This window comes from Devosia sp. 2618 (assembly GCF_040546815.1).
Taxonomy (GTDB): domain Bacteria; phylum Pseudomonadota; class Alphaproteobacteria; order Rhizobiales; family Devosiaceae; genus Devosia.
Genome location: NZ_JBEPOO010000001.1, coordinates 1,902,016 through 1,924,548 on the forward strand (window position 1 = coordinate 1,902,016; position 22,533 = coordinate 1,924,548).

22 protein-coding genes and 1 pseudogene are annotated in these 22,533 nt (G+C 61.1%); 9 read left to right on the forward strand and 14 right to left on the reverse strand.

Translation table 11 applies throughout. The features are described from left to right. Window positions 1-243: 243 nt before the first annotated feature. A complete protein-coding gene (locus ABIE28_RS09570; protein ID WP_354062325.1) occupies window positions 244-1,698 on the reverse strand; it encodes a hypothetical protein in 1,455 nt (484 codons plus the stop codon). 455 nt (window positions 1,699-2,153) lie between these two features. Between ABIE28_RS09570 and ABIE28_RS09575 the strand changes: the two genes are divergently transcribed. Then, on the forward strand, window positions 2,154-2,891 hold the full coding sequence (locus ABIE28_RS09575) for an SDR family oxidoreductase (protein ID WP_354062327.1): 738 nt from the start codon (window positions 2,154-2,156) through the stop codon (window positions 2,889-2,891). Here ABIE28_RS09575 and nagA read toward each other — a convergent pair. Further along, complete coding sequence (gene nagA, locus ABIE28_RS09580; protein WP_354062329.1) at window positions 2,888-4,048, reverse strand: N-acetylglucosamine-6-phosphate deacetylase; 1,161 nt, start codon at window positions 4,046-4,048, stop codon at window positions 2,888-2,890. The genes ABIE28_RS09575 and nagA overlap by 4 nt on opposite strands. Further along, window positions 4,045-4,830, reverse strand: a complete 786-nt coding sequence (locus ABIE28_RS09585; protein ID WP_354062331.1) for a GntR family transcriptional regulator — start codon at window positions 4,828-4,830, stop codon at window positions 4,045-4,047. Before ABIE28_RS09585 ends, nagA begins: the two co-directional genes overlap by 4 nt. Window positions 4,831-5,228: 398 nt before the next feature. Here ABIE28_RS09585 and ABIE28_RS09590 point away from each other — a divergent pair, with 398 nt between their 5' ends. Both ABIE28_RS09590 and ABIE28_RS09595 read left to right on the forward strand, forming a co-directional pair. Continuing rightward, a complete protein-coding gene (locus ABIE28_RS09590; RefSeq protein WP_354062333.1) occupies window positions 5,229-5,711 on the forward strand; it encodes an SRPBCC family protein in 483 nt (160 codons plus the stop codon). Window positions 5,712-5,786: 75 nt separating this feature from the next. Next, window positions 5,787-5,984, forward strand: a complete 198-nt coding sequence (locus ABIE28_RS09595) for a DUF2934 domain-containing protein (protein ID WP_354062335.1) — start codon at window positions 5,787-5,789, stop codon at window positions 5,982-5,984. Window positions 5,985-6,069: 85 nt separating this feature from the next. Here ABIE28_RS09595 and ABIE28_RS09600 read toward each other — a convergent pair whose 3' ends face one another. Both ABIE28_RS09600 and ABIE28_RS09605 read right to left on the reverse strand, forming a co-directional pair. Further along, on the reverse strand, window positions 6,070-6,897 hold the full coding sequence (locus tag ABIE28_RS09600; protein WP_354062337.1) for a metallophosphoesterase family protein: 828 nt from the start codon (window positions 6,895-6,897) through the stop codon (window positions 6,070-6,072). Next, the gene (locus ABIE28_RS09605; protein ID WP_354062339.1) at window positions 6,894-7,829 is read right to left on the reverse strand and encodes a diacylglycerol/lipid kinase family protein; all 936 of its coding nucleotides are present in this window, start codon (window positions 7,827-7,829) and stop codon (window positions 6,894-6,896) included. The genes ABIE28_RS09600 and ABIE28_RS09605 overlap by 4 nt, the downstream gene beginning before the upstream one ends. 102 nt (window positions 7,830-7,931) lie before the next feature. Here ABIE28_RS09605 and ABIE28_RS09610 point away from each other — a divergent pair, with 102 nt between their 5' ends. Next, window positions 7,932-8,681 (forward strand): phosphatase PAP2 family protein, encoded by a 750-nt coding sequence (locus ABIE28_RS09610; RefSeq protein ID WP_354062341.1) that lies wholly within the window; start codon window positions 7,932-7,934, stop codon window positions 8,679-8,681. A gap of 4 nt (window positions 8,682-8,685) precedes the next feature. On the opposite strand, the gene ABIE28_RS09615 is transcribed toward ABIE28_RS09610, so the two are convergent. Continuing rightward, window positions 8,686-9,177, reverse strand: coding sequence for a MarR family winged helix-turn-helix transcriptional regulator (locus ABIE28_RS09615; RefSeq protein ID WP_354062343.1), 492 nt, complete (start codon window positions 9,175-9,177; stop codon window positions 8,686-8,688). A gap of 98 nt (window positions 9,178-9,275) precedes the next feature. Here ABIE28_RS09615 and ABIE28_RS09620 point away from each other — a divergent pair, with 98 nt between their 5' ends. Next, window positions 9,276-10,532 carry an HlyD family secretion protein gene (locus ABIE28_RS09620; protein WP_354062345.1) on the forward strand — a complete coding sequence of 419 codons (1,257 nt, stop codon included), beginning with the start codon at window positions 9,276-9,278 and terminating at the stop codon, window positions 10,530-10,532. A 12-nt stretch (window positions 10,533-10,544) separates the two neighbouring features. Continuing rightward, the gene (locus tag ABIE28_RS09625) at window positions 10,545-11,576 is read left to right on the forward strand and encodes an FUSC family protein (protein WP_354062347.1); all 1,032 of its coding nucleotides are present in this window, start codon (window positions 10,545-10,547) and stop codon (window positions 11,574-11,576) included. Window positions 11,577-11,589: 13 nt separating this feature from the next. Here ABIE28_RS09625 and ABIE28_RS09630 read toward each other — a convergent pair whose 3' ends face one another. Further along, a complete protein-coding gene (locus ABIE28_RS09630) occupies window positions 11,590-12,345 on the reverse strand; it encodes a DeoR/GlpR family DNA-binding transcription regulator (protein WP_354062349.1) in 756 nt (251 codons plus the stop codon). A gap of 138 nt (window positions 12,346-12,483) precedes the next feature. Here ABIE28_RS09630 and ABIE28_RS09635 point away from each other — a divergent pair, with 138 nt between their 5' ends. From ABIE28_RS09635 to ABIE28_RS09645, 3 genes are all read left to right on the forward strand, one after another. Beyond that, window positions 12,484-13,650 (forward strand): MFS transporter, encoded by a 1,167-nt coding sequence (locus tag ABIE28_RS09635; RefSeq protein ID WP_354062351.1) that lies wholly within the window; start codon window positions 12,484-12,486, stop codon window positions 13,648-13,650. 126 nt (window positions 13,651-13,776) lie between these two features. Next, window positions 13,777-14,517: a FadR/GntR family transcriptional regulator gene (locus tag ABIE28_RS09640; protein ID WP_354062353.1), complete on the forward strand. Its 741-nt coding sequence runs from the start codon at window positions 13,777-13,779 to the stop codon at window positions 14,515-14,517. 130 nt (window positions 14,518-14,647) lie between these two features. Beyond that, the gene (locus ABIE28_RS09645; RefSeq protein ID WP_354062355.1) at window positions 14,648-15,373 is read left to right on the forward strand and encodes a FadR/GntR family transcriptional regulator; all 726 of its coding nucleotides are present in this window, start codon (window positions 14,648-14,650) and stop codon (window positions 15,371-15,373) included. A 15-nt stretch (window positions 15,374-15,388) separates the two neighbouring features. On the opposite strand, the gene ABIE28_RS09650 is transcribed toward ABIE28_RS09645, so the two are convergent. The 7 genes and pseudogenes from ABIE28_RS09650 to ABIE28_RS09680 all read right to left on the reverse strand — a co-directional run bounded on the left by ABIE28_RS09650 (window position 15,389) and on the right by ABIE28_RS09680 (window position 22,524). Next, window positions 15,389-16,120 carry an SDR family oxidoreductase gene (locus ABIE28_RS09650; protein ID WP_354062357.1) on the reverse strand — a complete coding sequence of 244 codons (732 nt, stop codon included), beginning with the start codon at window positions 16,118-16,120 and terminating at the stop codon, window positions 15,389-15,391. A 13-nt stretch (window positions 16,121-16,133) separates the two neighbouring features. Next, window positions 16,134-17,639 carry a sugar ABC transporter ATP-binding protein gene (locus ABIE28_RS09655; protein WP_354062359.1) on the reverse strand — a complete coding sequence of 502 codons (1,506 nt, stop codon included), beginning with the start codon at window positions 17,637-17,639 and terminating at the stop codon, window positions 16,134-16,136. Continuing rightward, a pseudogene (locus ABIE28_RS09660) lies at window positions 17,636-18,595 on the reverse strand (ABC transporter permease). Before ABIE28_RS09660 ends, ABIE28_RS09655 begins: the two are co-directional and overlap by 4 nt. After that, a complete protein-coding gene (locus tag ABIE28_RS09665; RefSeq protein ID WP_354062361.1) occupies window positions 18,592-19,566 on the reverse strand; it encodes an ABC transporter permease in 975 nt (324 codons plus the stop codon). Before ABIE28_RS09665 ends, ABIE28_RS09660 begins: the two are co-directional and overlap by 4 nt. Before the next feature lie 121 nt (window positions 19,567-19,687). Next, window positions 19,688-20,740, reverse strand: coding sequence for a sugar ABC transporter substrate-binding protein (locus ABIE28_RS09670; protein WP_354062363.1), 1,053 nt, complete (start codon window positions 20,738-20,740; stop codon window positions 19,688-19,690). A gap of 129 nt (window positions 20,741-20,869) precedes the next feature. Next, entirely contained in the window at window positions 20,870-21,703 is an 834-nt protein-coding gene (locus tag ABIE28_RS09675; RefSeq protein ID WP_354062365.1) for an amidohydrolase family protein, read from the reverse strand. 20 nt (window positions 21,704-21,723) lie between these two features. Then, the gene (locus ABIE28_RS09680) at window positions 21,724-22,524 is read right to left on the reverse strand and encodes an SDR family NAD(P)-dependent oxidoreductase (protein ID WP_354062367.1); all 801 of its coding nucleotides are present in this window, start codon (window positions 22,522-22,524) and stop codon (window positions 21,724-21,726) included. Between the last annotated feature and the right edge of the window lie 9 nt (window positions 22,525-22,533).

Genomic DNA, 22,533 nt, shown 5'->3' on the forward strand with positions numbered 1-22,533 from the left:
TCCAGTGAGTATCCGCAATTGATGCAACGCTAGTGCATTTCGCCTCAGCATGAAACGAAAATGGCGGCGGTAACTTACTGTTTAAGCTGCGTTATTTCGCTGCGCTCCGGAGATGCATCCTGCCCGATCCGTTCAGGCGCCGAATCATCAAAACCAAGACGCCCAAGCACTCTTGAACGGGCACCCAAAAGCAGAAAGGCCCGGGGTGAGCCGGGCCTTTCCGTATTACAGTCGGATCGAAGATTATTCGAACGACTTGGCTGCCTTGAAGGTAACCTTGTATGCGTCAGCCGAGTTGACTTCGCCGCGGATCGAGGAGGTGAAACCACCGCCAGGAGCCCAAGCGAGTTCTGCAGCACCGTAGTACACTGCGTCGTCTGGCTGGATTGCGCCGTTCTTGATGCCATCGCCGAAGAAGCCGCCGATTTCGCCGGTGACCTTGAGGGTTTCGGTGACAGCAGCAACCAGCTGAACAGCAACCTGGGTCGTGCCCAGATCAAGAAGTGCGTCCTGGAAGTAACGAGCACCGAGATTGATCTCGATACCATCAGTTACCTTCGCGCCGATCGAGCCGCCGAAACCATAGTCGGTCCAGTTGGCAGCAACAGCATCGACATTCGCGAACTCACCAGACAGAGCCAGCTTGAACAGGTCAAACGTGCCTTCAACCGACAGCAAACCGTTGGTGATGTTGGCAGCGCCCTGACCACGAACGTCCGTACCGAACTTGAAGTTGTCATAGTAAGCAACAGCAGCGCGCACCTTGAAGGCGTCGAACGTGCCGGTTGCACCAGCGTGGATCGCCCACGACTCGACGTCGCCGTCGAGAATGCCGAAAGCCAGACCGGTCAGGTGAGCGGTGATGCCTTCGCCAGCATAACCGATAACACCAACGAGAGTGCCTTGCTCGTTTGCGGGAACACCCTTGTACGTGCCATTGGCGTTCACGCCGAAAGCACCATTCAGGTTTTCAAGACCAAGACCAACGTTCACGCCATTGCCGAGATCGGAAACGACCTGGATCACAGCGCCGCCGAGATAATCGGTGTCAGCATCGATACCAACGCCCTTGCCGTCGATGGCATCGGAGTTGAACAGGCCGAGGAAGTTGAATGGAGCGTCGTCGCCGAGATTGGCAATCGAGCCCTTCTTACCAGCCATGATAACGGTCGAGTCGCCAACCGAAACGTAAGCTTCGTCGATCACGAAACCCTGGGTAGTATCGCCGTGAACGAAGGTGACTGGAGGAACTGCAACAGCAGCACCATTACGGGTGGTCTGACCTTCGTTCCAGGTCTGGAGACGCTCAACGCTCTTCAACTTGACAACAGCCTTAGCCGAACCGAAATCGCTCGACGCGGTGCCGACGAACTTCAGCCACGCTTCAACCTTGGACTCCCAGTCCTTGTTGAATTCATCGCCAGCGGCGTTTGTGTAGGTGTTGCCAACAGCGATATTGCGGTTGCCGTCGAACGTACGAGCAACGCCGGACTCGACGTTCCAGTCACCCCAATGGAATTCATAGGAAACGCCGCCCGAGATCTGCAGGCAGTTGGTGTCGGACGAAATGGTCAGGCCCGACAGGCCGAGCTCGTCGCAAACGTCGAGCGAAGTCAGAACGCCGAGATCGGCAGCGAAGCCAGCGGTCGAGAGACCGGCTGCAGCGATAGAACCGAGGATAAGGCTCTTGAGTTTCATTAATTGACCTCCAAAGTCAGTCATTCTTTGTGCCGGTTGCCCAGCGGTTTGTCGTAACGCGACCACACTATTCGTGGTGCAGTGTGTTGCCGTCGCGCTGCGACCGACAAACGATCCCATGCATGGATTCGCAAGACCCACTCTACGCATGCCGAACGGGGACGCAATCTCGCAAAAGCCGTTTTGGGGGCTGACTGCCATGGTTGCGATGCGGTTGTTGCAGATTCAGCACACAGAATGAAACCACCTGTTAATCGGCGTAAACAAAGGGTTAAAAAGTGATTGTTTGCAGCCACTTACTACACGCAAACGAGCGGGAATACTGCAAGATTAACCCTCATGTCGGCAGTGACCGCCTGTCATAGACGCAGCGGGGATGTGGCGCGATTGTGCCGGAAAAGCGGGGGCGAGCAGGGAATTGATTCCCAATCGCCGCAATTGGAGGAAGTACGGATATGGACAAGAAGGTGGCCGTGGTTACGGGCGGAAGCTCGGGGATTGGGAAGGCAGCGGCCATTGGACTGGCCCAGGCTGGGTATGATGTGGCCATCTGCGGACGGCGTGCTGACGCTCTAAAAGCGGTCGCTGATGAGACCGGCGGTTTTTGGGCGGAGTGCAATGTGACCGACCCAACTGCCGTCGCCAGCTTTTTTGATGGGGTGCGCGCGCGATATGGGCGCGTCGACGTTGTGTTCAACAATGCGGGGCGGTTTGCGCCGGCGACGTCGTTCGGCGACCTTGATGTCGAAACCTGGAAAGAGATGGTCGATACCAATCTCAATGGCGCCTTCTATGTGGCGCGCGAGGCGTTCCGTGCGATGCGGGATCAGACGCCGCAAGGTGGGCGGATCATCAACAATGGCTCGATCTCGGCCTATGCGCCCCGCCCCGGCGCCGCATCCTACACAGCGACCAAGCATGCGATCACCGGGCTGACCAAGGCGATCTCGCTGGACGGGCGGGCGTTTGGTATTGCGTGCGGGCAGATCGACATCGGCAATACGGCGACCGATATGACCAGTCAGATGAGCAGCGGGTCACTGCAGGCGAACGGCTCGATGATGCCCGAGCCGACCTTTGATGTGCGGCACGTGGTGGACGCGATACTTTATATGGCGGGGCTACCGCTATCGGCCAATGTGCAATTCATGACGGTGATGGCGACCAACATGCCCTATATCGGGCGCGGCTAGGCGCGGAACACCTCAGCGCCGTCGATCCAGGTGGCGCTGACTTTTCGCTGATCCGATAGATGCACGAAGCTGGCAATGGCACCCGGTTCGAGGTGGCCATACTCGTCTTCTATATGCATGGCCTCAGCCGGATAGAGCGACGCCATGCGAAGGGCTTCCTCGAACGGCAGACCAATGGTGGTGTGCATGAACTCGACGGCGTCGATCATGTCGAGGTCGGCACCGGCCAGGGTGCCATCTGCCAGACGCAAGGCACCGTCGGCGCGGGTGATGGTGCGGCCATTGAGCGTCAGGGTTTTGAGATCGGTGCCGGTTTGCGACATAGCGTCGGTGACGAGGAAGACATGACTTCCCTGGGATTTAGCCCGCAGCGCTATGGCGATGGCCGCCGGGTGCACGTGGATGCCGTCGGCGATGAGGCCGGCATGGACATTGTCATTGGAGAGCGTGGCACCGACGACGCCGGGTTCGCGATTGCCCAACTGGCTCATGGCATTGAACAGGTGCGTCGCCATGCTGGCGCCGGCGTTAAATGCGGCTGACGTTGTGGCCGCGTCAGCATCAGAGTGACCGACGCTGACGATAATATCGACGTCCGCCATGGCGCGGATCTGGGTTGGGGTGACCGTTTCCGCGGCGACGGTGACCAGAAGGTTTGGCAGGTCCTTGCGAGCAGCGATCAGACGCGCGAGATCGCTATCATCCATGGGGCGGATCAGGGCAGGATCGTGCGTGCCCTTACGGGCAAGCGAGAGATGCGGACCTTCGAGATGGAGTCCGATGAAGCCGGCAACGCGTTGTTCTGTGGCAGCTTTTCCCGCTGCGATGGCGGCGACATTGACCTCTACCGTATCGGTGATCAGCGTCGGCAGCAGCGCTGTGGTGCCGAACTGGGCGTGCGCGGTGCAGATCGTGCGGAGGGAAGCGACGGTCGGCGCGTTGTTAAAGAGCACGCCGCCGCCGCCATTGACCTGCAGGTCGACAAAGCCTGGAACGATGGAGCCGCCATCAAGCTGGACGCGTTTGGCATTGGCGGGAATGTCGTCAGCGCCAACGATGCCCGAGACGTGGCCGAACTCTATCAGCAGCGCGGCGTCGTCATGCCAGCGGTGACCGTCGAAAATGCGTGGGCCGGAAATGGCGAGAAGGTCGCTCATGGCTTGCCTCCGGTGTTTGGAGAGTCGCCGATGCGCAGTTCGGCGACGAAGTCATAGGTATCGCCGCGATAAATCGAGCGGGTGAATTCGATGACACGACCGGAGGCCAGATAGGAGGTGCGCTCGATATTGAGACCGGCGGAACCGACGGGCACCTGCAGCAGATTGGCATCTTCGGCGCCCAGATTGGCGGCGCGAATGCGCTGGATGGCGCGGCTGGGGCGATTGCCGGCTTTGTCGAGCTCGCGATAGAGCGAGTCACCAATACTGGCGGGATTGGCCAGAACGCGTGCAGAAAGGCTGGCGCGTTCGATGGCGAGCGGCGTGTCGCCAGTGAGACGCAGGCGGGCGATGCGGGCGACCTGTTCGTTGGAGGAGAGGCCCAGAATGATGGTCTCTTCAGGCGATGGCGCATAGAGCCCGCGATCGAGCCATTGCGCGCGAACGGCCATGCCGCGGCGCGCCATGTCTTCGGTGAAGGACGTGAGCTGGGACAGCGACTGCTCGACGCGTTGCGTCTGCTGCGCCACGAAGGTACCGGAGCCATGGCGCTGCACCAGAACGCCATCGTTGACCAGTTGCAGCACTGCCTTGCGGACGGTGACGCGGGACACATCGACCCTTGTGGCCAGATCGCGCTCGGATGGCAGGGCGTCACCGGGATTTATGGCGCCGCTATGGATGGCTTCTTCGATCCATCGCTTGAGCTGAAGGTAAAGCGGTCCGCCGCTGGGCAGCACTATGGGACCATCAACAAAGAAACCGTTCGACGCTTCGGCCACTATTTCCCCCTGTTGCGACCAGACTTTGGCCCGCATGCCTGCGACTCATGGAGCACGGCTGTAGCCCGCAGCGATCGCTGTCTGGCACGCCGCCTCGCGCGAAACCAGAATACCAATAAAATACCATTCACCAAGTGCCAAATCGCATTTGTGCACGTCAGCCGCAGGTCACTGCCAAAATTGGGCTTTTAGTCTCAGCACCCGGCGCGTTTGGGCATGATGAACTCTCGCGGGCTCAGCAAGTGGTATGATTTTGGCATTACGCAGAAAATCGGCGAATTGAGCGGACGCGATTGGCCACGTGCTGCAACAACCAAGAAAAGATTCAAGGCGTGTCGAAATCGGTTGGCGGCGTTCGTCGCTTGGGTGAGACTATCAGTAAACCCAAGGAAGACGACATGACCAACGCCCTGCCCACTCAGGATACCGACCGCGACCTCGTGCTGACCCGCGTGCTCAATGCGCCGCGCGACAAGGTCTATCAGTGCTGGACCAAGCCGGAGCTGATTACGCAGTGGTTTGCGCCAAAGCCGTGGAGCACGCCAAAGGCCGTGATCGATCTGCGCGTGGGCGGCGGGAACGTCATCACCATGGCGGACGAAAACGGCACGGAATATCCCAATGCCGGGCAGTATCTGGAGATTATCCCGAACGAAAAACTGGTGTTTACCGATGCTTTTATCGGCGACTGGGCGCCGTCGGCCAAGCCGTTCTTTGCCGCCGTGCTGCTGTTTGAAGACGCGGGCGACGGCAAGACAAAGTACACCGCCATCGCGCGGCATTGGACGGCGGAAGATGCCGCTAATCACAAGAAGATGGGCTTTCACGAAGGCTGGGGAATATGCGCCGATCAACTCGAAGTGTTGGCGGCGAGCCTCTAGCAACTCCTGGCGCTTTTGATCGTTTTGCTGGATCGCGCGGCGAACTGGATCGCCGTGCGCTCCAGGAGACGTCCTATGTCAGCAGATCGAGACGAAGAAATCCGTGCCCGCGCCTATGCTCTTTGGCAAACGGACGGAGCGCCTGAAGGCCAGGACGAACATTACTGGCACAAGGCAGAGCGCGAGCTTGCCGAGGAATCTGATGTGGATCTGTCCGAGCAGGCCAGCGAAGTCAGTGCGACGCCCCTGCCCGCTGGAACGCTTGCTCGCTAGCTTCCGGGTCTGTCGATGGTTTTGACTCAAAATGCAGTGCGCCTGTCGGAAGACAAGCGCACTGCATTTTTGTTGCGCCCTAGCGTCAGACGGGCTCGGAGGCCTTGTCGCGGGTGATCCAGGCGCCATCGCGCCATTCTCGGACGGTGATCGTGATGTGCTCAGTGGTGATGTCGATCAGGTTATAGGCATTGGGCTCGCCGCGCAGACGGGTCGAGATGGCAGATGATGCCTGGGCGATCAGGATGGGCGCGACTGTAGACTTGCTGAGGCCCATGGGTTCGCCTTCGCGCGATGCGTCTGCCGCTTCGTGCTTGCGAACGTAGGACAGATGGAAATGACCGGATAGCACCAGGCGCACACCGAGGCCGGCAAAGGTGGCAAGTGCGTCATCGGCGCGCTTCACGCGTTTGGTTTTTTGCAGCATCGGCTCGGTGGGGAACAATAGCGGATGGTGGGCGACGATCACGCGGACAGCGTTGGGCGAGGCCTTATCGAAGCGATGGGCGAGGTCTTCGAGCTGGCTGCGCGAAATGGTGCCGTGGCCCCAATTCCATTCGAGGCGCGCACGACGCGAAGTGCGCATGCCGACCAGCGCCACTCCGTCCATTTCGAGGAATGGCTCAAGATCGTGGGCAATGTATTTCTTGTAGAGCCCATACGGGTTGAAGAACCGGCGCAGGATGTTGACGGCGGGCACGTCGTGATTGCCTGGTACGGCGAACACCGGGGCGTGTAGCGTGTCGAGGAAGGCGCGGGCCTGGAGGAATTCTTCCTTGGTGCCGATCTGGGTGAAATCACCGCTGGCAACGACAAGGTCGGGCTTTTGCGCATTGATGTCGTCGGCAAAACCTGCGGCCAGTGCTGGATCGTGGTGGCCGAAGTGAAGGTCGGAAACGTGCAGTATCTTCATGCGGCGGCCCCTGCGACAGTACCGGCAACCGAGGCGGCCGGCACGATGACCGACAGCGCCAGTGGGCGAATCTTGAACTCAAGGGGCGTGTGCAGCATCTCGACTTCGCCATCAAACATGACCTGAACCATGGGTTTTCGGACATTGATGGTGATGGCTTTGACGCTTTCCACCGTCAGCGCCTCATCGGACTTCCAGCGGCCAAGCAGCATGCTGGCAGTCAGGCGGAAGAAGTCGCGCGTGGTGAGGTGGTGCAGCACGTAAAGGGTCAGCGTGCCGCGATCGAGGCTTTGCCGCGAGAAGAACTGGCCGAGGCCTTCGTCATAGGAATTGCTGGCGACGGCAATGGCCTGCACGCGTTCGACGCGGCGCACGCCTTCGTTTGGCTCAATGACCACCGCGAGGCGACGGGCGCGGGCCAGGCGGCGGAAGAAGTAGCGCATGAAGCCGATCTTTGCGGAAGCGTCCTGGCGACCACGAATGTGTTCGCGCCCCGCCGCCATGCCGGGAATGAGGCCGATGACCACCTTGTGCAGGAACATGCGGCCGTTGACTTCGCCCACGTCGATGCGCTGCTCAACGCCGGTGGCAAGCGCCGCCACGGCCGATGGCAGGTCGAGCGGCACGTGCAGATCCTTTGCGAGTGCATTGACAGTGCCGAGTGGCAGGATGGCGAGGCTTTTTTCGGCGCCGACCAGCGTTGCTGCCAGCGCAGTAATGGTGCCATCGCCACCGGCGGCAACGATGGTCGATGCATCGCTGGCCATGGCGTCGTTGATCCGATCGGACAGTGGGCGATCGCTATCGGCGTCAATGGTGGCCTTGAGGCCGTTGCGAGAAAACAGTTCGAACAAGGCCTCGGGCGTAACACCTGTCGCATTGGCCGTGCCGGCATTTGCGTTCAGGATTACGTAGTAGGACGTGTCGGTCATGGTTTTGTGTTCCCGCGCACAGGTGCGTCAATCAGTGGTACGTGCCTTGGGAACGTGCGTGCGGGCCGTACGTTGCGTGCATAGTAAGGGAAAAAGCGTCACATGTTTCAACGACTGGTTTCATCCACCCATTATCGCCGGGTCCACGCCTTCGTCACCGGAGAGGCGAGGCTGCTGGCCGCAATCGCTTTGGCAAGCGGGCTGGTGCTGGCATTTCTGGGGCTGGCGGACATTGTGGCCGAGGGTGAAACGCAGGCGTTCGATAATGCCGTGCTGATGCTGTTTCGCGATCCCAACGACATCACGCAGGTGATCGGGCCCGCCTGGGTGCACGAAATGGTGCGCGATATTACCGCGCTGGGCAGCTTTTCGCTGCTGGGGCTGCTGGTGATGGCGGTTGGTAGCTGCCTGTTGCTGGCGCGGATGAGGAACTCTGCCATCCTGCTGGTTGTGTCGGTGCTGGGCGGAACCGTGCTCAGCACGCTGCTCAAGATGACCTATAACCGCCCTCGCCCGGACCTGATGGCGATGTCGCAGCAGTTTACCTCGAGCTTTCCAAGCGGGCACGCCATGCTGTCGGCGGTGACGTTTTTGACCGTTGGCGCATTGCTGGCGCGGATCGCGCCGACGCGCTCGATGAAGGTGTTCAGCATTTCGCTGGCGATTTTCCTCACCGTCATCGTGGGCTTCAGCCGGATCTATATGGGCGTGCACTATCCCAGCGACGTGCTGGCCGGCTGGTGCCTTGGCGCTGCCTGGGCATTGTTGTGCAGCACGGTGGCGACTGTGCTGCAGCGGCGGGGTGAGATTAGCGAGATGAGCACTCCAAACGGAGATTCGGCCGCCCGATAGGTGGTTACGAGACTTTGGCGGCTTTTTCGGCGCTGGCGGCGCGGTTTTCGGTGCGCAGTACGCGCAGGGAATCGCGGCTGTTGAGCAGCAGGCCACGCATAAAGCGGCGTACGATGGTCAACTCGTCCTCCGAAAAGGCCGAAAAGACGACCTGATTCATACCAATGAACCGCTCGCGGAGCGCCAAGAGGCCGGAGCGCTGCACCTCTGGGCCAATCGATAGCAGAACACCTCGCCGGTCGGTTGGGTGTGGGCTGCGGATGATGAAGCCGGCCTTATCCAGACGATTGAGCATGATGGCTGTGGCGCCCGAGGTCATTCCCAGATGCTGGGAAACGGCCTTGGGCGTGGCGGTGCCGTCGGCCGTGCGCACGTAAAACAGGCACATCAGATCGGTGTGGTTGATGCCGGCGCTTTCGGCCAGCCATCGATAGAGGTGGGTGATTTCGCCTGTCAGGTCGCGCAACAAATCGTCGAGCTCGATATCTGAGTCCACGGGGTATTCCTCGTTCACAATTTAGCTATGCAGCAAAGTATCTTTATTGCATAGCGACTTCTTGTCGTCTACATAGACCGCATCAAACGGAGCGGACTATGACACAGGGGAAAGAAATGGTGGACGACAAAGACAGCGCAAAGGCCGTGGTTTCGACCGAAGCGAATGTGGTGGCCATGCCTGTGGCGCGCGCCAAGGAGATCGAACCTGCGCCGCAGCCGGAGCTGCCGGTCGCGGCGCCCGTGGAAATTGCAGAGCCAACCGAGGTGGTTGCCGTTGCGCCCCCGCCAAACGCCAGCCGCCGGAAGGCGCGCATGTTTGGCTATGGTGTGTTGGTGCTGCTTGGCGCCATCGTCGCCTGGTATCCGCTGTCGGACCACTATGCTCCCTACGCCAGCGGCGCTTCGATCACCGCGCAGGTGACACAGATTGCACCCCGCGTTGCCGGACCGGTTCAGCACGTGTTGATCGCCGACAATGCCGAAGTGACGGCCGGGCAGCCCCTGTTCCAGATCGACGACACGACCTTCAAAATGGATCTGGCTCAGGCCCAGGCTCAACTCGATCAGGCGCTCAATGGCGCGACTGCAGGCGTTGCGGCTATCCCCGCTGCCGAGGCCAAGCTGGCACAGGCCGAGGTCGCGCTCGATACTGCCGAGCAGGATCTGGATCGGGCGACGCAGCTCAATGAACGCGGCCTGTTGCCGGTCGCCAAACTGACCGCAGCCGACGCCAACTATCGCACGGCGCAGCTCAACGTCTCTGCAGCCAAAGCGGAAGTGGAGCGCGTCAAGCTCTCGGCCAACACCGCCGACAGCAGCAATCCCAATGTGCGGGCCGCGCAGGCAGCGCTTGATCGCGCCACGTTTGCGCTGGCCAATACCACTATCGTTGCGCCAGCGGATGGCTATGTGTCCAACCTGTCGTTGGCCGAGGGGCAGTTCGTCGCCGCCGGCACGCCGGCCATGACCTTCATCAACCCATCGACGCAGATGGTGATCGCCGATCTGCGCGAAAACCAGTTGCTCAATGTGCAGCCCGGCGACCGTGCCGTGGTGATCTTTGAGGCCGCCCCCGGCCGCCAGTTTGAAGCGACCGTCGACAGCATCGCATGGGGCATCAATGCCGGCCGCACCACGGTGAATGGCCTCGCTCAATCCTCGACCGATACGCGCTGGTTCCCACCAGCCCGCAAGGTGCCGGTGCGTGTCACCATCGACGATATGTCGACCCTGCCCGCCAATGTGCGCCTTGGTTCGGAAGCGGCCGTGCTGATCCTGCCTGATGAGGGCTTCGTCCCGACCATTGCGCGTGGCCTGCTTCGGGTCTCGAGCGTTCTGTCCGGCTTCAACTAAGGATCATTGATTATGGAAGAGCTGACCCGAGTCGATCCCAACGAGGACCCCTACCTCGCGCTGCGCACTGCCTTGGCCGTGGCCATCTGCGTGATCCTGGCGGAACCGCTCGGCGTCACTCAACCCATGATGCCAATCGTTTTTGCGATGTCGCTGATGTCCAATCAGCGCGGCGCACTCAACATATCGGCTTTCGCCGGCCCGATCGCCCTGCCCGTCATGGCGTTCTTGTTCAGCTGGATCGCGGCGGCTACCGTTGCCGAACCCATGCTGTTCATCATCGTCAACGTCGTGCTGGCGGCAGCGGGCATTGCGCTCATGCTGTTCAAGGGCTCGCGCGGCGGCATCATCCTGACGGTGTTCCCGGCCATGATGTCGATGTCGGCGCTGTTCAGCGATCAGGCGCTGGTGGCTATTCGCGACAGCATGGCTTCGGGTGGCGTCATTTTGGGCGTGGCGATGCTGGTGCTCAACGTCCTGTTCCCACCGCAGACCAGCCGTGTCCATGTGGCCAAGGCCAAGCCGTTCGATACCGCCAATCCAACCGCTGAGCTGCTGATCCGGCTCGCGGTCTATGTGCCGATAATGCTGGCGACTTTTGCGACGGGCGACATGAACATGTTGATTGTGCCGATCATGCTGGCCTTTGTCTGCGCCGAGCCTGATCGCGGTGGCCGTATCGACCAGTTGGTCGACCGTGGCGGCGGCACTCTGATCGGCGCGCTGGTGGCGATTGCCGCCATGGCGATCTATCAGATGGTGCCACAGTTCGCCGTGCTGGCCGCGCTGATCACCATCATCACCTACTTCCTCATAGACAAGATGACGACCGGCAAGGCTCGCCCACTGTTCTACCAGTACATCTGCTCGGTGGCGTTGGTGATGCTGGTCTCCGCGACGTTTGGTGCCCGCGACGCGTTTGAAGTCGTGGTGCAGCGCGTGGTTCTGACCAGCGGGGCCATGGTTGGCGCTATTGCCATGCTGTCGCTGCTCGAAGCCATCTTCATCCCCAAGCGGGCTGAAGAAGTAATCGGCGTCGGCTGAACGCCAGTCGTTTCTAGGCGATATGGATCTGGATATCTGCACGCTCGAACGCCGAGAGATCCCCGGCGTTCCCCTCGACCACCAGATGATCGATCCGTGAGGCCTCGGCGAGCTTGAACGGCGCGATGGTGCCGAGCTTGTCCGAAGTGGCCGCGATCAGCAGCAAGCTGCTTTGCGACATCATTGTGCGCTTTATTTCGGCTTCGGCGGAGTCGAGGGCCGTGACGCCGATTTCCGTGTCTATGCCGCAGGCGCCAAGGACGAACATGTCGGCGAAAATCTGCGATGCCTCGCGGACGGCCTGCGAGCCAAGGCAGGCGCCCTTACTTTGATCGTAGATACCGCCGAGCACAATTACCGTGAGATTTGGATGATCCGATAGCGCCGAGGCAATGGCAGGCGCATTGGTGATCACCGTCAGTGGCTTTTCGCGCGGCAGGGCCTGGGCGATGGCAAGATTTGTCGAGCCAGCGTCGATGAAAATGGTCTGGCCGTCCTTGATCAGAGCGGCCGCAGCGCGTGCCAGATTGGCCTTGCCGCCCTGCTGATCGATGTTGCGCGCGGCCAGAGTGCCGCCATCTGGCGCAGGGAGCAGCGCCCCACCATAGACCCGGCGGCAGAACCCGGCCTTGGCCAGTTCGCGCAGGTCGCGGCGGATCGTGTCCTCGGAGACGTCAAACTGCACGGCGAGGTCATTGGCCAGAACCTTGCCGTTGTCGTTGAGCTGCTGACGAATGCGATCAAGCCGTTCTTCGGTGAGCAAATTCATCCCCTTCACGTTCTTGCACGTTCTTGCACGTTATTGCGTATTTGTGCATATTCTGCAATAGGACGCCAATAAAGATCCATTCTGCTGGCGGCGCGCCCGGCGCGATATTGCCCAAGTCACCAACCAAGCGAACGAAAAATGTCTGCTACCAACACTGTCTTGAACGCACATTCCCCGGCCGGGTTTCGCGAGCAATGGGCGACACGGGCCGTCTTCCTCGTGGCGGGGCTCGCCATGGCGGCTTGGGCGCCGCTGGTGCCGTTCGCCAAAGCGCGCGTCGGCGTTGAAGACGGCGGACTTGGGCTGCTGCTGCTGTGCCTCGGCCTTGGCTCGATCCTTGCCATGCCAATCACCGGGATTTTGGCCAACCGTTTTGGCTGTCGCGCGGTGATCGTTGGCGGTTCGCTGGCCGTAGCATTGGTGCTACCACTCCTAGCGCTGGTCGATACCGTCCCCGCTCTTGCGATTACGCTAGCCTTGTTCGGCGCGAGCGTTGGCACGGTGGACGTTGCTGTCAATATCCAGGCGGTGATGGTCGAGAAGGACAGCGGCCGTAATATGATGTCGGGGTTCCATGGGCTGTTCAGCCTGGGCGGCATTCTGGGCGCAGGTGGACTTAGTCTTCTTATCGGCGCGGGTATTTCACCACTATTGGCGACAGTGACGATCAGCGTGATGCTGGTTGTTCTGCTGGTATTCGCATTCTCGGGGCTGCTGCCTTATGGCAATCACGAAGGAGGCAAGACGCCGCTATTCGTTGTGCCAAAGGGCATCGTCATTTTCATCGGCATCCTGTGCTTCCTAGTATTTCTGGGCGAAGGCGCCATTCTTGACTGGAGCGCGCTGTTCCTGATCGGCACCCATCTGGTCGATCCATCGCAGGCCGGTTTTGGCTACACGATGTTTGCCATCGCCATGACGGTGGGCCGCCTGACCGGTGACTGGATCGTCAAGACTCTTGGCGGCATGATCGTGGTGGTCGGCGGCGGGCTGTTGTCGGCAGCGGGCTTCCTGCTCGCCGTCTACGCGCCCAGCCAGCCGCTGGCGTTTGCCGGCTTCCTATTGGTGGGCATTGGTGCGTCCAATATCGTGCCGGTGCTGTTTACCGCAGCCGGCAAGCAGACGCGGATGCCGGCCAGCCTTGCCATCGCCTCGATTACAACGCTGGGTTATGCCGGTATTCTGGCCGGGCCGGCAGCGATCGGGTTTGTCGCGCAGCATTGGAACCTAAGCACGGCTTTCGTTCTGGTAGCGGCAGGGCTGATCTTTGTGGCAGTGAGTTGGCCGTTTACGGCGCGGCGTTGATTTTCCTTGCGGTCGGCTCGGTCTCAGCGACGGGATTGGTTGACACTCACGCAGGCGATATGCAGACCTCAGAACGGTCAGTTGCGAACTGTAACTGGCCGTTTGGCTTGCAGCGTAGGACATCGATTGGGAACCGCAGACACAGGTGGCAAGGCGCCGATTGGGACGCGACTGCCTCAGCTTGAATCGACGCGCCTTTATCGCCGCATTGCCGATCTTCTTGAGACCCGCATCGAGCAAGGGCTGTTTCCCGTCGGCACGTTTTTGCCGGCGGAGCGCGAACTCGCCGAGCAGTTGGGTGTCAGCCGGACGTCGGTGCGCGAGGCGCTTATTGCGCTTGAGGTCAACGGACGCGTGGTGATCCGGCAGGGTCATGGCGTTCAAGTGCTGGCGACGGCGCAGAGTGTCGAGGACACGACGCCGCCGGATGTCGATATCGGGCCGATACAGGTGCTCGAAGCGCGGCGGCTGATCGAGCCAAGGATTGCCGAGCTGGCGGCAACCAATCACGGACCGCAGAACCTTGAGAACATGCGGGCCGCCATGGCGTTGCAGGGCAGCGCCTCGACCTGGACGGCGGATGCCTATCGCGAGGGCGACCGCCGGTTTCATGTCGAAATCGCGCGCGCCAGCGGCAATGCTGCGTTCGAGGTTCTGGTCGCCAAGCTTTGGGAATATCGCACCAAGCCGCTGTTCGAGCGGTTTGAAAACCTGCTGGTCGGTTCGGACCGTATCGGCAGGACCGTCACCGAACACGAGGCCATCTATGACGCCATTGCCAGCGGCAATTCGGCGGAAGCGGGCAAAGCGATGCGCGGGCATGTCGAGGCGGTGCTCAGCTCATTCGTCAAAGGCACTCCCGGCTAGAATCGAAAGCCCCTGCCTGATTTGCGGGGTAAGGCAACTGCGCGTCCAAACTGGCTAGACCATTGGGCCATTTGCCTTATAGATTGTTGGCAACACGTTCGAGTTGTCGCCATCGCAGGTTCGCGCATCCATGCCTCCCCCCGACAAAAGCGCTGCGCGCCTTCCCTCCCTTGAACCGCTGCGCCTATACCGGCAAATCGCGGCGCTGTTGATGGAGCGGATGGAACAGGGGCTGTTTCCGGTCGGCACGTTTTTGCCAGCTGAGCGGACGTTGGCGGATCAGTTGGGGGTGAGCCGCACCTCGGTGCGCGAGGCGATGATTGCGCTGGAGGTGGCGGGCAAGGTTTCTATCCGGCAGGGTCACGGCGTTCAGGTCTTGCCGCAGATGCAGGCTCTCGGCGTGTCGGCTCAGGATGATGTGGGGCCCATTCAGGCGATGGAAGCGAGGCGGGTGATCGAGCCGCGCATTGCCGCGAAGGCCGCCACCAATCGTAGTGACATCCATCTCGAAGCCATGCGGCTCGCGATGGCGCTGCAGGCGGAAGGGCAATCTACCAAGGAGCCGAAATATCGGCAGGGCGACCGTGGGTTTCACCTCGAAATTGCCCGCGCCAGTGGCAATCCAGCCTATGAAATCATGGTGACGACGCTGTGGGACTATCGCCACAACGCCCTGTTTGAACGCTTTGAGAGCCTGTTGCTAAAGCCTGAGCGCATTGCCAATACGCAGGCGGAACATGCGGAAATCTATCAGGCCATCGCTGATGGCGACAGCAATGGTGCTGCCAAGGCAATGCAGCGACACATTGATGCGGTGTTGGCGGCCTTCGTCGCAGGCAAGTCGGAAATCGGGTAACCGAACGGCGACGGATCAGGCCGTCCAGCCACCGTCGATGATCTGGACCTGGCCGGTCGTGTAGGTTGCACCGGCCAGATAAACCGCGAGGTCGGCGACCTCGTCAGGACGCGCGATACGTCCGATCGGCTGTCGCGCGATGAAGGCTTTCTTCGCCGCTTCGAAGTCGCCGGTGGCGTGCCAGCGCTCATGGAGGCTTGGGCTTTCGACCGTGCCGGGGCAGATGGCGTTGACGCGAATATTCTGCGTCACATAGTCGGCGGCAACCGACTTGGTGAGGCCGACGACAGCGGCCTTGGAGATGGAATAGGCGGCGCGGTTCGGCACGCCTTTGACCGAGCTGGCGACTGTGGCCATATTGATGATGGCGCCATCCTGGCGCTCGATCATCTGCGGCAGCACGGCTTGGATGGTGCGGATCTGGGCGCGGACATTGAGGTCCAGCGCGAAATCGAGGTCCTTGTCGCTCATCTCGAGAATGGTGCCGGAATGGACCACACCGGCGCAGTTGAACAGTACGTCGATCCGGCCGATCTCGGCGACAGCAGCCTTGACCGCATCGTCCGATAGCACATCGAGCAGACGGGTAGTGACGCCCGCCGTGCCATCGAGTTCAGCGAGCTTGGCCGCATTGACGTCAGTCGCGATCACCTTGGCGCCGGCCTTGACGAAGGCTTCCACGGAAGCGCGGCCAATGCCCTGTGCGGCAGCGGTGATGAGAACGATTTTGCCGGTGAGGTCAGCCATTGGAGCTCCAGTTTCAGGCGATTGGCGTGGTGTGAATGGCCGACATGATGCGGCGGCTCATCGAGTCATAGTTTCGGTCATTGGCGATTTCACCCTGAATGGCGAAGTCATGCATGACCAGCAAGCGATCTGCGATGGCTATCATCTCGGGCATGTCGCTCGATATTAGCAAAATGGACATGCCATCGTCGGCCAGGCCGTTGATGATCTCGTGGATATAGGCCTTCGCCTTGACGTCCACGCCGACAGTGGGCTCATCGATGATGAGGATATCCACGTCGGCAGCGAGCCATTTAGCGAAGGACACCTTCTGCTGATTGCCACCTGAGAGGTTGCCGACGAGTTGGGACACGCTGGGGGTACGGACGGCCAGCTTTTCGGCGAGCGGAATGGCGATGGCGTCCTCGGAAGCCTTTCGCAGCAAGCCGAGGCCGTTGGCCAATCGGTCCCAGACGGTGCTGGAAATGTTGCGCGAGATGGACTGGCTGAGAATGACGCCCTCGTGCTTCCGATCTTCGCTGACATAGCCCAGCCGCAGCCGTTTGATGGCGTCCTTGACCGAGCGGGCTTGTTTGGCTTCGCCGTCAATGAGCAGTTCGCCGCTGCGGATGCGGCCCAGCCCGAGCAATGCGCGGGCCAGTTCGGTGCGGCCAGCGCCGACCAGACCATAGAGGCCGAGGATTTCGCCGCGATGCAGAGAGAAGTTGATGTTCTCATGGCCGAAGGAGGTGGCGAGGGACTTCGCTTGCAGCCTTGGCGTGCCCGTATCGGCGACGCCCTTGCGGCGTAGCGCTGGCGTTTCGGCGCGGCCGATCATGGCTTCGATCAGCGCACTGCGGCTCATCTGGGCGATGGGAGCGCCGGCCAATGCGGTCTGACCATCGCGCAGGACGGTGATCCGGTCGCAAAGGGCGAGTACTTCTTCAAGCTTGTGGCTGACGAAGAGGATTGCCGTGCCGTTGTCGCGCAGCTGGCGGACCAAGCGAAACAGCGTTTCGGACTCACCGTCGGTCAGCGAAGCCGTGGGCTCGTCGAGCAACAGGACCTTGGATTCGCGGTTGAGCGCCTTGGCGATTTCGACCATCTGCATCTGCGCAACGCTGAGGCGGCTGACGCTCATGGCGGGATCGAGATCGAGGCCGACCTTGGCCAGCAGCAGTTTTGCCTGCTGATTGGCGCGGGCGAAGTCCACGAAACCATTCTTGGTCGGCAGGCGCTCAAGCAGGATGTTTTCGGCGATCGAGAAATGCGGGATCAGGTTGCGTTCCTGATGGACCACCGCGATGCCCAGGGCGATGGCGTCCTGCGGCGAGGTCAGCGACAGCGCGCGGCCATCGAGGGTGATGGTGCCCTCATCGGCGGTGTGAACGCCGGTGATGACCTTGATCAGGGTCGACTTCCCTGCCCCGTTCTCGCCCATCAGGGCGTGGATTTCACCGGCATTGAGGCTGAGCGAGGCGTTGTTGAGCGCGCGAACGCCGGGGAAGGATTTGACGATGTTTTCGAGGACCAGCGTCATCGTGCATTCTCCATCCCGGCGGCCCGCGCTCGGTTGATCCACACGGCGATCAGAATGAGAGCGCCGAGCAGGAAAGTGACCCAATAGGGATCGACGGCCAGCATGATCATGGCGTTCTGGATCAGGCCTATCAGCAGGATGGCGATAACGGTGCCAGTGATCGACACCGAGCCGCCAGACAGGCTGGCGCCACCGATGATCGGCGCGGCAAACGAGATGATGAGCCAGTCAGCGCCAATGGTTGGCTGCGCGGATCCCAGTTGCGCGACTGCCATCAAACCGGCTGCGGCGGCGATCAGACCGGAGATGGTGTGCGCCATGATCATGGTGCGGGGCACGGAGATGCCGGAGAGTTATGCGGCGTGTCGATTGCCACCGACGGCGAGCAATTGACGGCCTTTGACGGCGCGGTTGAGGAAGATGGCCAGCGCGATGGTGACGAGGATCGGCACGATGGCCAGCGCCGGGAACGGGCCGAGACGGCCGTTGCCGAAAGCCACGAAGTCGGCGGGCAGATTGTAGAACGGCACGGCCTTGGTGATGCCAAGATTGATACCGGTAAAGGCCGATGCAGTCGCCAGCGTGACGACGAAGCCATTGAGGCCGGTGCGCACGGTCAGCCAGCCATTGATGAAGCCAGCGAGACCACCCGCAGCCAAAGCGATGGCAAGTGCGGGGATGGTTGGCACGCCCCAGGCGTCCATCAGGCCACCGGCGATCACGGCGACGAGCCCCCCAAGCGCGCCGACTGAGAGGTTCATCTGGCCGACGCCGAGCATGACCATCTGACTGAGCGCCGCGAGCAGGACCACACAGATGCTGCGCAGCAGGACGAAGATGTTGAACTCGCTGAGGAAGGCCGGATTGGCGATGGCCAGCGCCACACCACCGACGATTACGCCAGCCAGAATGCCCGACCATTGCTGGCCGAAAAGGATGGAAGCGGTGCGTTTCATGCTTGCCTCGTCTGCTGCTTGGCCACGAGCGAGGCGCGATAGCGTTCGAGCAGGATGGCCGCCAGAAGGAACAGGCCAAGGAAGAGCTGCAGCCAGAAATTGGCGAACTGCAGGATCAGGAGGCCACTGCGAATAGTGGAGACGAGCAGCGCACCGAGGATGGTGCCGATGACCGAGACGACGCCGCCCGCTAGGGATGTGCCGCCAATGACGGGAGCAAGGAATGACGGCAGCAGCCAGTCATCACCGGCGACAGCGGGCATGGCCGCGCCGAGGCGTGCTGTCAGCATGATCGCGGCTGCGGCTGCCAGAACGCCCGACAGGACATGCACCGTGACGATGACCCGCGACACCGGAATGCCGGACATTTCGGCGGCGCGGGCATTGGCGCCGACGGCGAGGATTTGTCGCCCGAGAGCGCTGTGGGCAAAGAGGATGTAGAGCAGCACGCCGATGCCGAGCGCGACCACCGCGAGCACCGGCACGGGCCCGATGGCGGCCCTGCCAAATGCGCCGAGTTCTGGCGGCAGGCCGTTCAGCGGCAGGCCCTTGCTGAGGATCAGCATGCCGCCCGAGAACAGGCTGGCGCTGGCCAGCGTCACCACAAAGCTGTTCACGCCTGTCTTGGTGATGGCCATGCCGTTGAGCCAGCCGAGGAAGCCACCGAAGAACAGTGTTCCGGCCACGGCGACCGGAATGGGCAGTCCCATGATTTGCAGCAGATAGCCAACCACCATCACCGAGCAGACGCCGATAGCGCCCACCGAGAGGTTCATGCCGCCCGTCGCCAGTACCACCATCTGGGCGAAACCGACCACGATGTCGACCGCGACCGAACGGCCGAGCGAGTTGAGATTGAAGGTCGACAGAAAACCGGGGGACAGGTTGGAAAAGACAATCCACAGCACAACCAGCAACACGAACAGGCCGAACTGAGCGGAACTGTTGGTGAGCAGGCTCGCTATCGACATCGTTCCCTGACGGGACGGAGCGCTTACTTGCATTGGGGCAACCTCTAAGGGCGAGGCGATGATCTCAACCTCGCCGCCATGCGAAAGCGGACGCCGGCAATGCGGCGCCCGCCTGGGTCATTCACTTGCAGGAGAGGAACGTGTCCTTGAAGGTCTTCTGCATGTCATAGGTCAGGACCTTGAGGTCTTCGGGGTAGCTGTCGACATTGTCCTTGGTGACCACGACGGTACCGGAATCCACGAAGTGGGCGGTCTGTGGCGTAGCGATCCAAGGGGCGGTGTCGAGGGTGGTGCAGCCGCTGGCCAACTGGTCCAGTGCATAGGCGCCGATATAGGCCTGACCGAAGGGGTTCTGCGCGATAGTACCGGCAACGAAGCCGTCGCGGATGCCATCGCGAACGATCTTGTCATCGTCGATGCCGACCATCTTGATACGCTTGTCACCGAGGTTTTTCAGCGCGGTCGCCGTGACCACCGAGGAAATGTAGGCGGTGGCGATGATGCCGTCGATCTTGTCCTTCTGGGCTGCCAGGAGCGCATTGACCTTCTGGTCGCCCTGCTCCTGATTGTCGGTATCGCCGACGGTCTGCAGCAGAGTGACGGCGCCATTGGTTTCGTCGACGGCCTTCTGCACGGCCTGCTGGCGCAGGGTGGTGTTGGGGTCGACCAGAAGACCGGCGATGTGGACGATATTGCCCTTGCCGCCCATGGCTTCGATCAGGGCCTTGGTGCCGACATAGGCAGCCTGCGATACGTCGGTCGAGAAGCAGAACGACGCGTCGGTTGGGTCCTGTGCACAGCCACCGATCGCGATTGATGGGATGCCAGCGCCCTTGAGTTCTGCCAGCGTCGAGTTGATACCGACGGCGTCACCGGGGAAAATACCGAAGGCATTGGTGCCCTGTGCGGCAAGGCTTTCGAGCAATTGGGTCTGGGCTTCGAGCTTCCATTCGGACGGCACCTGGTAGTCGACGGCAGCGATCGAGAAATCCTTGATGGCGGCGGCAATGCCGGGTTCCCAGCCAACGAAATATGGGTGCGGACCACCGGGGACCAGGGCAATGCGGTTGTCCGATGCCTGTAGCCCCATTGGGGCCAGGACCATCGAAATAGCGAGTGCGACGCTCGTGGCGCGACGGACGTTTGACGCTCTGTTGTTGTTTGCGGTTTTCATTTTCACCCTCCTCGTGAAAGCCGGCAGCGTGGCCGGCGTGTGGTTTACATTATCGAAATTGGATCAATAGTCCAGTGGTCCAGCCAGTTAGTTTGCGGCCTCTTTTCGAGCGCCTGGCGCGCTCATAGGCTAGAGGCCGTAGAAGCGTTCGGCGTTGGTGGCCCAGACCTTTTGCTGGTCGTCTGGCGACAAGGGTTTCAGCGCGTCGGCAACGACACCGACCCATTTGCCGTAGTCGGCAACCAAATTGACCACGGGCCAATCGCTGCCGAAAACCAGCCGGTCGGGGCCGAAAATGTCGATGACGGTTTCCAGATAGGGTTTGACCCGATCGGGCGTCCAATCGGGGCCATCTTCCGTCAAAAGACCGGAGAGCTTGCAATGCACATGGGTCAGGTCACGGAACTGTTCCATGTCGCGCGCCCAGGCATCGTGCTCGCCCTTGTTGATGGCAGGCTTGGCCATGTGATCGACGATTACCGGCAAGGTGGGGTAGCGCTCGATGAAGCGCACGGTATTGAGAATGTGGCGCGGTTTGATCAGCGCATCAAAACGCAGGCCGAGGTCGAGAGCGGACTGGATGGCCGGATCGAGATCGGGGCGCAGGATCCAGTCATCGTCCGGCAGGTCCTGCAGATATGGACGAATGCCCTTGAGCGATGGGCTGCGCGCCAATTGCTCGAGATTGCCAGCAACGCCCTGCCCCAGCATATCGACCCAGCCGACAATGCCGCGGATGAAGCTGTGGCCATTGGCGAGGCCCAGCAGGTAGCCGAGTTCTTCGACGGTCGAGCCCGCAGATACCAGCACGCAGCCTTCAACATTGTACTGGTCCGCCCAAGGCTTGGCGTCGACCGGGCCATAGTCGCGATAGAGCACTTCGAGTTCTGGCGACATCCAGAGCGCATAGCTATGCTCCAGCGCCAGCGTCCAGAAATGCATGTGTGTATCGATGCGTCGCATCACGTTCTCCCAAATGGCTGCTAGAAAATCCGAAGACCGGCCAGCAGTCCACCGTCTGCAGTAAACTCGGCACCGGTGCAGAATCCGGAGCGCTCGCTCGCCAGAAATCCGATGAGTTCGGCAATCTCAAGGGCAGTGCCCAACCGACCCAGCGGAACCGGCTTGGCGAACTCCTTGTACATATCCTCGACACTTCTGCCGTTGCCATTCGCCTTGGCAAAATGCTCCTGCATCGGGGTGATGATCGAGCCCGGACAGACCGTGTTGGCGCGGATGCCGTGCTTGGCAAGGTCGATGGCCAGCGTGTGTGTGAAGGACACAATCGCGCCCTTGGTGCTGGCATAGGCGCAGACGCCCGGCGTGTTCGACGTGGCCTGAACCGAGGCGACGGTGACGATGGAGCCGCCGCCCGCTGCGATCATGTGCGGCACGCCGAAATGGCAGGCCAGGTACATCGACTTGACGTTGACGGCGAATGCCCGGTCCCAGCTGGCTTCGTCCGTCTCCACCACATCGCCAACCGGATGGATGGCGGCGGAGCACAGCATGACATCGATGCTGCCGAAGCTCTTTGCCGTGGTTTCGATGGCCTGATGCACGAAGTCGGACTGGCTGGCGTCGCCATGCAGGCCGATGACCTTGCGGCCGCCAGCTGATAGGTCCTCGGCGACGTCAAGCGTATCCGGTGCGTGGCCGACGATGACCACTTTGGCGCCGCGCTCGGCGAGCAGCCGGGCTGAGGCCAGGCCGATGCCGGAGCTGCCGCCGAGAACGAAGGCTGTTTTGCCCTCGAACTCCTGATCCAGACTCTTGGATGGCATGAGTTTCTC

Bases quoted from the DNA above. Each gene is read 5' to 3' on its own strand.
- ABIE28_RS09570 (WP_354062325.1), bottom strand. From the start codon at position 1,698: ATGAAACTCAAGAGCCTTATCCTCGGTTCTATCGCTGCAGCCGGTCTC.
- ABIE28_RS09575 (WP_354062327.1), top strand. From the start codon at position 2,154: ATGGACAAGAAGGTGGCCGTGGTTACGGGCGGAAGCTCGGGGATTGGG.
- nagA (WP_354062329.1), bottom strand. From the start codon at position 4,048: ATGAGCGACCTTCTCGCCATTTCCGGCCCACGCATTTTCGACGGTCAC.
- ABIE28_RS09590 (WP_354062333.1), top strand. From the start codon at position 5,229: ATGACCAACGCCCTGCCCACTCAGGATACCGACCGCGACCTCGTGCTG.
- ABIE28_RS09595 (WP_354062335.1), top strand. From the start codon at position 5,787: ATGTCAGCAGATCGAGACGAAGAAATCCGTGCCCGCGCCTATGCTCTT.
- ABIE28_RS09600 (WP_354062337.1), bottom strand. From the start codon at position 6,897: ATGAAGATACTGCACGTTTCCGACCTTCACTTCGGCCACCACGATCCA.
- ABIE28_RS09605 (WP_354062339.1), bottom strand. From the start codon at position 7,829: ATGACCGACACGTCCTACTACGTAATCCTGAACGCAAATGCCGGCACG.
- ABIE28_RS09610 (WP_354062341.1), top strand. From the start codon at position 7,932: ATGTTTCAACGACTGGTTTCATCCACCCATTATCGCCGGGTCCACGCC.
- ABIE28_RS09620 (WP_354062345.1), top strand. From the start codon at position 9,276: ATGACACAGGGGAAAGAAATGGTGGACGACAAAGACAGCGCAAAGGCC.
- ABIE28_RS09625 (WP_354062347.1), top strand. From the start codon at position 10,545: ATGGAAGAGCTGACCCGAGTCGATCCCAACGAGGACCCCTACCTCGCG.
- ABIE28_RS09630 (WP_354062349.1), bottom strand. From the start codon at position 12,345: ATGAATTTGCTCACCGAAGAACGGCTTGATCGCATTCGTCAGCAGCTC.
- ABIE28_RS09635 (WP_354062351.1), top strand. From the start codon at position 12,484: ATGTCTGCTACCAACACTGTCTTGAACGCACATTCCCCGGCCGGGTTT.
- ABIE28_RS09645 (WP_354062355.1), top strand. From the start codon at position 14,648: ATGCCTCCCCCCGACAAAAGCGCTGCGCGCCTTCCCTCCCTTGAACCG.
- ABIE28_RS09650 (WP_354062357.1), bottom strand. From the start codon at position 16,120: ATGGCTGACCTCACCGGCAAAATCGTTCTCATCACCGCTGCCGCACAG.
- ABIE28_RS09655 (WP_354062359.1), bottom strand. From the start codon at position 17,639: ATGACGCTGGTCCTCGAAAACATCGTCAAATCCTTCCCCGGCGTTCGC.
- ABIE28_RS09665 (WP_354062361.1), bottom strand. From the start codon at position 19,566: ATGTCGATAGCGAGCCTGCTCACCAACAGTTCCGCTCAGTTCGGCCTG.
- ABIE28_RS09670 (WP_354062363.1), bottom strand. From the start codon at position 20,740: ATGAAAACCGCAAACAACAACAGAGCGTCAAACGTCCGTCGCGCCACG.
- ABIE28_RS09675 (WP_354062365.1), bottom strand. From the start codon at position 21,703: ATGCGACGCATCGATACACACATGCATTTCTGGACGCTGGCGCTGGAG.
- ABIE28_RS09680 (WP_354062367.1), bottom strand. From the start codon at position 22,524: ATGCCATCCAAGAGTCTGGATCAGGAGTTCGAGGGCAAAACAGCCTTC.